The following is an 11,823-nucleotide window of genomic DNA, read 5'->3' on the forward strand; positions in this document are numbered from 1 at the left end:
ATCGCAGCTCTTAATGAACCGGGCCCGCTATCGCTATTGTTGGCTACTACGATCGTAGCTAAATCACCTTGGTAACTAGCCATCGCATCGGCCTGCAAGGCTAATGGAGATTCAATTTGGCCAGAAGCAAATTCTAAATTCCAGTCGCCGCCACGGCCGGTTATGTTGGTGGATGCCGCAACGTCAGCCCCGGTTAATTGGCTGAATCGATCGGCGAAATTAGCACCTGTACCGCCTGCTACATCGCAGCCGTACAGCATGATGTCTGCTTGTGGGGCTAGTAAATTTTGCCACTTTTCCAACTCGTTTTTGTATTGCTCTATGTTATCTGAACCCAGAGCGGTATTGCCGAGTTGTAGGCTGCCAGAACTGCCGTGAGAAATAATATGAACCGAGTCTATCGCCCCGTTAGTAGAGGCGTATTGTTCAATTTCAGAGCTGATTTGTTCGATGCCGTTTTTGGTGCTATCGAGTATTACTACCTGCTGTCCCGGCAGCACTCCCGCTGTAATTGACTCGTAATCTTCCACGCCGGAGTCAATGAAGACTAAGGAGCGCAGCGGTCGTTTTTCTAAAGAAGATTGTGAGTTAACTTGAGCGAATGTAGAACTCATATTGGAGACTCCATTAAGGGCATTATTAGTAGATACACCCTGGAGTTATCTTATCAGGCTTGTTTGATTATATATTAACACCAAATTGAAACATTGTGTACTTTTTAAAATTTTTTTATTAATTTATTTGGCTCTGCATTTGCTTGTTACCTCTTGACCAAAAGGGGAATTGGAGCCTCTACCTATGGGAGTAGATCGCAATATTAATTGGGAACATTGAAATAAATCTAGGTTCTATTATCCATTTTTTTTTTGACCTTATTTTGCTAATAGTAGCCTGAGTTGAGGAATGCGGAAATAGTGGAGGTAATTCACCCTCGAATACCTCTTCTTATATTTAGTAGTTTTTATTTGAGTGTGAGTTTTTATGTATAGGCACAATCCACTAAAGTTTCCCTAGCTGTATTTCATCCAAGGGAAAACTGAATTATGTAGATTTTGAAGAATTCTATATGGCTTGAAGCTGCTAGGCTTGAGATACACCCAACTACTAATTCCCAAGAAGTTTGGTCGTATTTACTAACAGTCAAAACGGTATGATATTAAGTGGGAACCAATCGCTGGGAATGAATTGACTTATCGGCTAGTACGGACACTGTGAGGACTGCCCACCTCACTACAAACGTGATTCAAATTATTCAGCGAATTGATATGATTGGAGATTGAGTCAGATCTAATCGGTGATTTCGATCGCGCCTGCGTCACTAATTACAATTGCATTTGCCCCAGTCGCCCTCGGTATGTTCCACACCCTCCATGAAATCACTCTCCTTAATTAGCAAACCGTCGATCGCGCCCACCGCCGTTGTTGAGTGTATCACAATGTCGATCGGCATAACACGAACCAAGTCCGCTGTTTTGAGGCAGAGAACTATGCGATTTTGGCAATTGACTTTTGTATGGTTCGAGGTAATCTGAACTGAGGAGAACAAAGCCTAATTGCAGTTGGCCGGAGCTGCCGCCAGAAGTTGTGCGAACTTTGTCAATCTCTCTAAGGATAGAGGCAGATTTTTGAAGTTCCGAGGTAATTTTCACGATGCAGTCAGATTCCTCAGCCAAAATTCTGGAAACAAAATATCCACCTTCATTGATGCTGGAGTCCTTGAATACAAAGCTGTTGGATGGGGGATTTGCGTATTCCAAGGCGGGAGTCGTTTCCCTTAAAGAAGTCAACATATTCCGTCCTCCAAAAGTGAGATTAGCGGTAGATACAGCCTTGGATTCAGAGCTTCTGAAACTGCCAGCGACCTTGTTTATTTTGCCCATTCTTATGTAACCTATCTATTAGTTTCCCCTATTTCTGCAGGACTGCCATCCGCGATCGCACGGAATTTATATTCTGCGTGTTTTCCCTGAGTTCCGGCAAACGCGCAATTACCTATCGATCCGATCTCCTATCCGTGATAGCACTTTCAAAAAAGAATCCAACTGTCAGCCCATGCTTCAAACCTCAATAGTCTTCAGTCATTCCTCCATCTAAAATCTAAAAGGGTATGACAGTTAGTTAACTGGCATCGCAACTGCACCGCTCAAGATTCTGTGGAAGATGGCGGTTTTTTCCCTGCATTGCGAATATTAATAATCTTGTTGAGCGCCTCAAACCAAAAAGCAGCCCCCATAGAAATAGCTACGCCGCTCAATATCCAACCAAACAATTTTGCAATCAAAGCCGGCCACAATAAATTCCCCTGCTTATCTCGTTCTAAGCTGTTCTGTTCGCTCCATCCAAAAGGCAGAGCTACCTGATCCAAAGCTCGATCGACATCCTGTTGAACTTTTGTCAGACTGGTTAAATTATTTGATTTAGTCTTAGCATTGTTTTCCACCAACTGCTGAGCGTACAAATTAACAGTCGATCGCAACATCGAATCCTTCGACAACCGATTAATAATATGAATGCTATCAGCATTAGCAGCGACAGCGATCGCAGTTCCGAGCAAAATCGCCACCCCTCTAGCATTCCGCTTGTAAACACCAGAAGCACGCTCCATCGATTGGTCAAACCAAATTTCAATTTCTTTCTGAAACCGCTGCAACTGCTCTTGAGTATCTCCGCCGCTTTTTTCAGCGCGCTGCGCTAAAATATAAAGGCTGCGTTTCAAAGATTCTGGCATACTGTCCAAGGTTTCTTGAATTTGTTGATAAATCGGACTCTCCTCTTGGATATCCATAATTTCTGCTACCGTATCTTGACTTTTTTTAACAGTATTTAACAGATTGCTGAAACTCGGTTGCAGTTGCCCCAGCAGCGCCACCCGCTCAATTTTGCTGTCAAAACGAGCCTTGACAAATGCCATCTGCCTCTGAAATTCTCTCCCTGCCAGCTCGGTTTCTGGTAGATAAACCTGAGAATCCTTAATATAAAATCCTAGCTTTTCCGACATCCGATCTAAGCTGTTGTTCAAATTTGCTAAATTGTTTTGATAATCTTCAACAACTCGATTGAACTCCGCAGTCAGCCACCTAAATTCTTGCTCAATAATCGGTTTAGTAGCATCCGGCAAACTCAGATTTTCTCCAATCTGTTTAATTTGTGCTAATTGTAAATTTTTAAATCTTTCCAATCGGGTTTTAGAAATAGAGCTGAGCAAACTATAAACCTTTAAAGTCTCCAAAAGGCTAGCCGAAAAACACTCTGCTGGAATATAAGAAGGTCCACTGGATTTATTGCCGAAAACATTTTTAGTACCCGTAACTCCGTGGTACAAATCCCCCATGCGGTGCGTAACAGAGCGGAATCCCTCTGATAAAACCCCTTTCGCTCCCTGATTCAAATCCTTGATAATCGGATTGGCGTAAATCGCATGAGCTAACTGTCCAACTCTCTTAAGTTGCAGGGGATCTTTCGCGCCTTCGCTGCCTCCAGAAATTAGCACTTCGATCGACTTCTTTAAATGTTCCGCCCGCCACTGCCAAACAGTAGCAATCAGTTCCTGAATTTCCGAAGCTAGCAAGCTTAAAGTCAGGTAGATAAAGACTAAGCCAATGATAATATCTATAATTACAGGCAAGTTCATGGTATTTTCCTAGTCGCAAATAACTGCTGTCTAAGTTTACCTGCAGTTTGGGACGCTCAAAACTCTCTTAACTTATGTCAGAAATCTTTCCATTCTTGAACCGCAAACCGAAAAATCGCTGGAATGACAGCTTTACAGACAAACTGTGGATGCTGGGTTTTCTGTTGGCTGCAGTGCTGATTTTCGGGCTGAATCTGGGCGGCGTGGCGTTGCGGGATTGGGATGAAGGCATTGCGGCGCAGGTAAGTCGCGAAATTTGGCGCGGCAACTTAAATTGGCTGTATCCGACGATCGACTCTATGCCTTATTTCAACAAACCGCCGCTGGTACACTGGCTAATCGGGCTGTGTTTTGCAGCAGGCGGTGTCAGCGAATTGACGGCGAGGTTGGTACCGGCGATGCTGGCGGCGGCTTCTGTGCCCTTGCTTTACGCCATTGGCAGGGAGTTGTTTCCTCCGCGTTCGATAGCCATTTTTTCTGCCCTAGTGTATCTGACGCTGTTACCGGTGGTGCGGCACGGACGTTTGGCGATGTTGGATGGGGCGGTTTTGTGTTTTTTGCTGGCGGCGATGTGGTGTTTGTTACGATCGCGCCGCGACTTGCGCTACACTTTGGGGGCGGGGATTGGGTTCGGACTCATTTGCCTCACTAAGGGCGTGATGTTGGGGCTGCTGCTGGCTGCTGTTGGCTGTATTTTTTTGGTTTGGGATACCCCGCGACTCCTCACTTCTGGGTATCTTTGGGGCGGATTCGCGATCGGAACATTGCCAGTCGGGGCTTGGTATTTTGCCCAATGGCTGCACTACGGCCAATATTTCATCCACGCTAATTTAGTTAACGAATCTTTCCGGCGCATTTCGGAACCTGTGAGCAGTCACAGAGGCCCGCCTTGGTATTATCTTTTAGAAATTTTAAAATTAGCTTGGCCGTGGCAGTTATTTTGGCTACAAGGGCTGCGTTTGAGTTGGGAAAATCGCAATTTTCCAGGGCCAAAATTAGTATTGGTTTGGACTGGAGTATATCTGCTGGCTATTTCTGTGATGACTACTAAATTGCCGTGGTATGTTTTGCCAATTTATCCAGCTTTTGCTCTTGCCGTTGGCAGTTATCTCGCTGAAGTTTGGGAGCAACTGTGGCTGCCGCCAGAGCCAATCAAAGAGGAAGCAGAAGAACGTTTTGATGCTATTTCTTTGTTGCCTCATCCCGCGATTTTGGCAGTGCTGGGTGTAGTTGGTGTTGTCGGCTGCATTTACTTCAGTGGCTTAGTGCAAATTGGGAAATACATTGTGCCGATGGAGCGAGATTTGCAGTTAATGCTGCTGTTTGTAGGTTTGACAATGACAATGGGGGCAGTGTTGCTGCACCGCAAAGATCGGCAGTTTATATTAGTTTTAATTTGGGGAACTTACCTGACGCTATTGGTATTGGTGGCTTCTGATAACTGGGTTTGGGAACTGGCGGAGGATTATCCGGTTAAGCCGATCGCCGAAATTGTCCGCACAGGAACTCCGGCGGGTCAACAAGTGTTTACTTCTCACCGCTTGGGCCGTCCATCGCTGAATTTTTATAGTCAACGCCAAGTTATTGTCGCCGACGCGCCGACGCTCAAAAAGAAATGGCAATCTCTTCCTAAACCTTATTTTCTGTTAGAAAAACCAGTTTTAAAACATTTAGGTTTGCAGAATTCTGAGGTTGTCAAAACAGCGGACGATTGGGTTTTGGTAACTAAAAAGTAAGTTAGGGATATCCAATCAGCGTCTGTATGGGAGGGTGGTTCGTGGCCAGGCTCCTCTACCGCTCAAGATTGTCCAGGTTGCAGTGATCGATAACAGCATTTTGATCTCGCCGTGGACGGAAACTGATCCTCGTACTGGAAAGAAACCCTGATGGGTCTAAGGATGAAGTGATATGGAACCGATTCGTATTTTTTATTTTTCCGATGTTCTCTGCGTTTGGGCTTATATTGCTCAGATTCGTTTGGATGAGTTGAAAACAACCTTTGAAGACAAGATTGCGATCGCACAGCACTTTGTCCCTGTTTTTGGTGTTGCTCGTGAAAAGCTGGAAAACCGATGGCGCGATCGCGGTGGTTTGCAAGGATACAGCGATCATGTCCAGGATGTTGCGAAAAAGTTCGATCACATCAGCGTTCATCCTGAGATTTGGACTAAGGTAACACCATTTTCATCGACATCCTGTCATTTGTTTCTCCATGCGGTTCAACTACTAGAAACGAAAGATTTAGTGGAGCAAAATCAACAGGTATTTGAAAAAGCAACCAGGGCATTTCGGGAGGCTTTTTTTACCCAACTGGCAGATGTTTCTGACCGCAAGGTGCAATTTGGAATTGTGGAGGAGTTAAAACTGCCGATCGCTGCTATCGAAGCTCTGATCGAGAGTGGTGAGGCTTATGCCAAACTATCCCAGGATTTTGAATTAGTCAAAGAACATACAGTTACAGTCAGCCCCACCCTGATTTTTAATGAAGGACGGCAAAGACTCAACGGTAATGTGGGCTACCGAGTCATCGAAGCTAATATTCGGGAGTTACTGCACAATCCTCCGGGAGAACAATCATGGTGTTAGGGATGTTGAGCGATCGCTTCCTTTGACGTGATCTCAGTATAGGATTTAGTATTAGTTTACTAGATTGCTAGGTCGTTTTATCAATGTTCAAAATCAGCGAAGTCTCCCGTATTTTAGGAATCAATCCCCAAACGCTGTATTTTTACGAGCGGATTGGGCTGATTCCATCTCCCCAGCGTACTGAAGCCGGATATCGGCTTTTTAGCCAGTTAGATGTAGATCGACTTGCCTTTATTAGCCGTGCCAAGTCTTTAGGGCTGAGTTTGGATGATATTAAGGAGATTCTATCGTTAAAGGAAGGGAAACTACTCACCTGTAAAGCTGTTTATGAAAGACTCAGCAAAAAAGTTAAGGAAATTGAGGAAAATATCGACCAATTGCGATCGCTCCATGATGAGCTAGTACCTTTAGTCGAGCAATGCAAAACCAACTTTGACCATCCCGATCCAGCTTATCAATGCCTCGTCCTTGACACACAACAATAAAAAACCCTACTTAAAGATCGTCAAAATCAAAAACCAGATATTTTGAAAATTCCCTTGACATTATACATGGGTATAAGGTTTATAGTTGAATCAACCAAGATTATCATCTATTGAGTGCGTCATTATGTTCAAAACCATCACCAATACCCTAGCCATTGGTTCTATTGCCGAGTCTGAAGCCTTGCAATAAATTGCCCAAAAAGGCTATAAAACTGTCATTGATTTGTGTCCTGCTGCTGAGGGAAATCAGCTTGATGCGTCAATGGTGAAAGAACAGGCTTTGGAATGTGTCAGTGTTCCCGTTGCACCCAAAAACTTGACCGTCGAAACACTAGAAGCCTTCAAGCAAGCGGTGAAAGCATCCCCCCAGCCGATTTATACTCGCTGTGCCTCTGGATTGCGGGCGGGCGTATTTACCTTATTGGTATTGGCACAACAAGAAGGCTGGACAGAGGCGCAATATCTTGAGCAATTTCAGACTTTGCGAATTGACCAGAAGCCTAACTGTATTATTGGAAGTTTTGCTCATACTTACTTTGAGAAAAAAGTCTAGAGAATCTGGACATTAGCCGAACTGAATTACAGAATACAAAAAAGGAGTTATGCCATGAATACGATCGAGATTGAAATTTTGGGTTCAGGCTGTAAAAAGTGCCAACAGCTAGAGGCAAATGTTAAAGAAGCTGTAGCTAATCTCCATTTAACTGCGGTCGTTATTCACATTGCCGACCCAATCGAAATTGCTAAACGAGGTGTGATGTCTACTCCCGCCATGACAATCAATGGCAAAGTTGTCAGCAAAGGTCAAGTAATCAGTCCCGAACAAATTCAGCCCTTATTGCAGCGTTAAAGAGGCAAAGTTATGTTCGATCCCTTTTATCCTTTTGATTGGTTGGCAACCCAGATTGTCACCCAACTCTTGGGCTTGTCGATCGCATCGCATTTAGGATCTAGTCTGCACTTCTTTCTTTACGATGTGCCAAAAGTCTTAACATTACTGATTGTAATTAGCTTCATTGTGGGGACATTTCAAAGCTTTTTAGAACCAGAGCGCGTTCGCTCTTTGCTAGAAGGAAAGCGCACTTTTACGGGAAATGTTTTGGCGGCCGTAGTAGGAATCGTCACACCATTCTGTTCTTGTTCTGCGGTTCCTTTGTTTATCGGCTTTTTGGAAGCAGGTGTGCCTCTAGGCGTGACCTTTTCTTATCTGATGGCAGCGCCAATGGTAAATGAGGTTGCTGTTATCCTTCTCTGGGGATTATTTGGGTTGAAGGTGACGCTGATCTACATTGGTTTTGGTGTGGGTTTAGCGATCGCCTCTGGATATATCATCGGATTACTAAAATTAGAAAAATGGGTGGAACCCTTTGTTTGGGAACTGCAAAAATCTCATCAAGAAATACCTCTAGGTGATGGGGACAATCCAGAACCAGTGATCCTGACTTGGGGGCAAAGATTTGAGCAAGGATGGTTCCAGTCGAGCTCCATTGTGCGATCGGTGTGGCTCTATGTCGTGGGTGGTATTGCGATCGGGGCGGGGATTCATGGTTATGTGCCAACAGATTTTATCACTCAATATGCAGGTGCAAATAATCCTTTAGCAGTGCCGATCGCGGTAATTTTGGGCGTGCCACTCTATGCGAACATTGCGGGGGTCATGCCGATTACCGAAGCTTTAGTCAATAAAGGAATGGCAATGGGTACAGTTTTAGCCTTCACAATGGCTGTGACAGCATTATCGCTTCCTGAAATCGTGATTCTCAAAAAAGTTCTGAAACCTCAACTTTTAGCCGTGTTTATTGGGCTAATGACCGTTGGTATTATCAGCATTGGCTATATATTCAATGCTCTGCTTTTGTAAAAAAAAACGGTTTCTAGACTATAATAAGTCCTGAGTTTAATAAACGCAATTTGCGTGCCGAAAAGCTAACCAGCTTCAGTTATAAAACAGGAGTCTATCGGGCATGGCATCATTACACCAACCATTATGGACATTATCATTTGAAGAAGTCTATGAATCTCTAGGCACTGCTGCCAATGGATTATCGGACAATGAAGCGCAAGAGCGATTAGAGAAATTTGGCGCAAATGAATTACCAGAACCCGTTCATCGTCCATTGTGGCTCAGATTTGCCGATCAATTAACCCATTTTATGGCTTTGTTGCTGTGGGTGGCAGGGATTTTGGCATTTATTTCCCGCACACCTGAACTGGGCTGGGCAGTTTGGGCAGTAATTTGGATTAATGCCATTTTTAGCTTTTGGCAAGAGTTTCAAGCTGAGAAAGCTTTATCTGCTTTAAAAAAAGTCTTACCGATGCAAGTAAAAGTGTATCGAGATGGAGAATTAAAGCAAATTCCCGCTAGAGAATTGGTACGCGGCGATGTGATGCAATTGGAAGAAGGCGATCGCATTTCCGCAGATGCCCGTTTAATTTCAGCCGAAAGTTTATATCTCGATGTATCGGTGATGACAGGGGAATCTTTGCCTGTGGCGCGAAGTCCTTACCCTGTACGTCTGCGCGAAGCCGTTTCGGTACGTGCTGGCAAAACCATGCTGCGTCAAGGGGAACAGCCCTTGCAAGAAAAGGTAAATCCATCAGAAATTGCTAACCTTGTATTAGCAGGTTCGACGGTAGCAGCAGGTCGAGCAGTGGCGGTGGTTTATGCGACGGGCGCACAGACTGAATTTGGACAGGTGGCGCATTTAACTACAGTAGTAAAACGCGAACCCAGTACCTTAGAAATTCAAGTTGCTCGGATTGTACGGATTATTACAGCGATCGCGCTGGGTATGGGTGCGACTGTATTCGCGCTTAGCTACTTGTTGATTGGCATGAATATTACCGAGAGCTTTATTTTTGCGATCGGGATTATCGTGGCAAATGTCCCTGAAGGTTTATTGCCAACAGTAACATTAGCTCTTGCCCTTGGTGTGAAACGGATGGCGCGGCGCAACGCTCTTGTAAGGCGGCTTTCGGCAGTGGAAACCCTAAGCGCGACTACAGTGATTTGCACAGACAAGACGGGTACTTTAACCAAAAATGAAATGACGGTGCGCTATCTCTGGCTACCGACAGAACCAGAGCAATCTGAACCCAATCGCGATACTCCTCATGATGTCTTAACTAACAGGCTAATTGAAATTACTGGTGCTGGTTACGATCCCACTAAGGGCAAAGTGAATATTCCCTCTAATTCCGAAATTGCTTGGAAAGCTAAGGTTTTACTGATTGGTTCGGCACTTTGTTCTAATGCCCGTTTGGTACATCTTAATGCGCCTAGTCGTTGGCAAGAAATTGGCGATCCGACGGAGGCGGCTCTATTAGTAGCAGCGGCAAAAGCGGAACTGAATTTAGAAAATCTTCAGAAGCAATTCCCACGCTTAAGAGAAATTCCCTTTGATTCTCGCCGCTTGATGATGACAGTGATTTTGAATTGGCAAGCCTCAGAAATATGGTCAAGTGAATTTCCCCATCTGGCTTTTACTAAAGGCGCACCATTAGAAGTGCTAAAACATTGCCATTGGATTTTGCGGGATGGTAAATCGCAGGAATTAACCCACGATTATTGGGATGAGGTGGTCAAAGCCAATGACGATTTAGCAAGACAAGGATTTCGAGTGTTAGGGCTGGCGGCGCGTCAAGGTGGAGAGGAATTGCTCGATCTAAAAGCTCAGGATTTAGAGCAAAATTTGATTTTTGTCGGGTTAGTGGCGATGTTCGATCCGCCGCGCGAGGAAGTACCAAAAGCGATCGCTCAATGTCATCAAGCAGGAATCAAAGTAACTATGGTAACGGGTGATTATGGATTGACGGCTGAAGCGATCGCCCGCCAAATTGGTTTAGTTAGCGACAAAGTGCGTGTAGTCACGGGTGAAGGCATGGCACATCTCTCTGACGCACAACTCAAGCAAGTGGTGAAATATCGCTTTGGTTTAGTGTTTGCCCGGATGTCACCTGAACACAAATTGCGATTAGTGCAAGCTTACAAAGACATCGGCGAAATTGTGGCAGTTACAGGTGATGGGGTGAATGATGCCCCCGCCTTACGCGCCGCCAATATCGGCATTGCGATGGGACAAAACGGTACGGATGTGGCGCGAGAAGCGGCAGATATCGTGCTTACCGATGATAACTTTGCGACGATTGTGGTAGCGATCGAGCAAGGAAGGGCGATTTATCAAAATATCCGCAAGTTCATGACCTATATCCTCGCCTCGAATGTGCCAGAAGTCGTGCCATTTTTAGGCATGGTTGCCTTCAAAATTCCACCCGCGCTGACGATTTTGCAGATTCTTGCCGTAGATTTAGGCACGGATATGGTTCCAGCCCTAGCTTTGGGTGCAGAAATTCCCGAAGCTGGGATTATGGATCGTCCACCCCGTCCAAAGGAGGAGTTTTTACTCAACGTTCCTTTAATATTACGCGCCTATCTCTTTTTGGGTGCGATCGAAGCGATGCTCTCAATGTTGGGCTTTTTGATGGTTTGGTGGAGCTATGGCTATTCGTTGGCAGACTTGCAACAAGTCACTCCTGCAATCCTCTCTCATACTGCAGATCCTACGGTGACGGCAATCTATCGCCAAGCGACAACGATGACTTTAGCTGCGATCGTAGCTTGTCAAATAGGTAACTTATTCGCCTGTCGCTCTGATTGGGGTTCGGTATTCCGTCAGTCGTTATCAAATAATAGTTTGCTCTGGTTAGGAATAACTGTTGAATGTGTTGCCCTATTCGCATTCATCGACTTCCCACCCTTCAGACAAGTATTTGGAACAGCTTCACTAGCCAATTGGCATTGGTTGATTTTGTTAGCCTGTCCGATCATTTTGATTGGTGCAGAAGAACTTCGCAAGCTATTACTTCGTAAGCGGCAACAAGGCAACATTAAAAGAGCTTTTTAGAACCAGAGCTAATGTAGCAAAAAAAATAGGATTAAAATCCCAAAATTTTGACTCTGGAATTGCAAGACATTTTAAATTTTTGAGGACTTTTGTGATGAACTTTATCTACTTTAACCTGGACTTCCCCCTGCAAATATACTTACATAGGGCTTGCTGAATAAGTCCAAAAAACTCAAAAAAGTTCGAGCGCGCTATTGCCCGCCCACGCTCAACATAA

10 protein-coding genes are annotated in these 11,823 nt (G+C 44.7%); 7 read left to right on the forward strand and 3 right to left on the reverse strand.

Going from position 1 to position 11,823, the window contains the following annotated elements:
• The 3 genes from QUA23_RS29770 to QUA23_RS29780 all read right to left on the reverse strand — a co-directional run.
• Positions 1-614 (reverse strand): DUF4347 domain-containing protein (locus QUA23_RS29770; RefSeq protein ID WP_333110668.1); only part of this gene is annotated, 614 nt, incomplete at its 3' end.
• A gap of 771 nt (positions 615-1,385) precedes the next feature.
• Complete coding sequence (locus QUA23_RS29775) at positions 1,386-1,790, reverse strand: hypothetical protein (RefSeq protein ID WP_333079459.1); 405 nt, start codon at positions 1,788-1,790, stop codon at positions 1,386-1,388.
• Positions 1,791-2,143: 353 nt separating this feature from the next.
• The gene (locus QUA23_RS29780; protein ID WP_333079457.1) at positions 2,144-3,631 is read right to left on the reverse strand and encodes a hypothetical protein; all 1,488 of its coding nucleotides are present in this window, start codon (positions 3,629-3,631) and stop codon (positions 2,144-2,146) included.
• Positions 3,632-3,705: 74 nt separating this feature from the next.
• On the opposite strand from QUA23_RS29780, the gene QUA23_RS29785 reads away from it, so the two are divergent.
• From QUA23_RS29785 to QUA23_RS29815, 7 genes are all read left to right on the forward strand, one after another.
• Positions 3,706-5,367: a glycosyltransferase family 39 protein gene (locus QUA23_RS29785; RefSeq protein ID WP_333079456.1), complete on the forward strand. Its 1,662-nt coding sequence runs from the start codon at positions 3,706-3,708 to the stop codon at positions 5,365-5,367.
• Positions 5,368-5,539: 172 nt separating this feature from the next.
• Positions 5,540-6,217: a DsbA family protein gene (locus QUA23_RS29790; RefSeq protein ID WP_333079454.1), complete on the forward strand. Its 678-nt coding sequence runs from the start codon at positions 5,540-5,542 to the stop codon at positions 6,215-6,217.
• 83 nt (positions 6,218-6,300) lie between these two features.
• On the forward strand, positions 6,301-6,702 hold the full coding sequence (locus QUA23_RS29795; protein WP_333079453.1) for a heavy metal-responsive transcriptional regulator: 402 nt from the start codon (positions 6,301-6,303) through the stop codon (positions 6,700-6,702).
• A 190-nt stretch (positions 6,703-6,892) separates the two neighbouring features.
• Positions 6,893-7,255 (forward strand): beta-lactamase hydrolase domain-containing protein, encoded by a 363-nt coding sequence (locus QUA23_RS29800; RefSeq protein ID WP_333079461.1) that lies wholly within the window; start codon positions 6,893-6,895, stop codon positions 7,253-7,255.
• A 54-nt stretch (positions 7,256-7,309) separates the two neighbouring features.
• Positions 7,310-7,552 carry a thioredoxin family protein gene (locus QUA23_RS29805; RefSeq protein WP_333079452.1) on the forward strand — a complete coding sequence of 81 codons (243 nt, stop codon included), beginning with the start codon at positions 7,310-7,312 and terminating at the stop codon, positions 7,550-7,552.
• 12 nt (positions 7,553-7,564) lie between these two features.
• Positions 7,565-8,563, forward strand: coding sequence for a permease (locus tag QUA23_RS29810; RefSeq protein WP_333079450.1), 999 nt, complete (start codon positions 7,565-7,567; stop codon positions 8,561-8,563).
• A 103-nt stretch (positions 8,564-8,666) separates the two neighbouring features.
• Positions 8,667-11,606 carry a cation-transporting P-type ATPase gene (locus tag QUA23_RS29815; protein WP_333079449.1) on the forward strand — a complete coding sequence of 980 codons (2,940 nt, stop codon included), beginning with the start codon at positions 8,667-8,669 and terminating at the stop codon, positions 11,604-11,606.
• Positions 11,607-11,823: the final 217 nt, after the last annotated feature.

Origin of the sequence: Microcoleus sp. Pol1C5, assembly GCF_036701115.1 — a bacterium.
GTDB lineage: Bacteria > Cyanobacteriota > Cyanobacteriia > Cyanobacteriales > Microcoleaceae > Microcoleus.

Bases quoted from the DNA above. Each gene is read 5' to 3' on its own strand.
- QUA23_RS29810 (WP_333079450.1), top strand. From the start codon at position 7,565: ATGTTCGATCCCTTTTATCCTTTTGATTGGTTGGCAACCCAGATTGTC.
- QUA23_RS29805 (WP_333079452.1), top strand. From the start codon at position 7,310: ATGAATACGATCGAGATTGAAATTTTGGGTTCAGGCTGTAAAAAGTGC.
- QUA23_RS29785 (WP_333079456.1), top strand. From the start codon at position 3,706: ATGTCAGAAATCTTTCCATTCTTGAACCGCAAACCGAAAAATCGCTGG.
- QUA23_RS29815 (WP_333079449.1), top strand. From the start codon at position 8,667: ATGGCATCATTACACCAACCATTATGGACATTATCATTTGAAGAAGTC.
- QUA23_RS29775 (WP_333079459.1), bottom strand. From the start codon at position 1,790: ATGTTGACTTCTTTAAGGGAAACGACTCCCGCCTTGGAATACGCAAAT.
- QUA23_RS29795 (WP_333079453.1), top strand. From the start codon at position 6,301: ATGTTCAAAATCAGCGAAGTCTCCCGTATTTTAGGAATCAATCCCCAA.
- QUA23_RS29780 (WP_333079457.1), bottom strand. From the start codon at position 3,631: ATGAACTTGCCTGTAATTATAGATATTATCATTGGCTTAGTCTTTATC.
- QUA23_RS29790 (WP_333079454.1), top strand. From the start codon at position 5,540: ATGGAACCGATTCGTATTTTTTATTTTTCCGATGTTCTCTGCGTTTGG.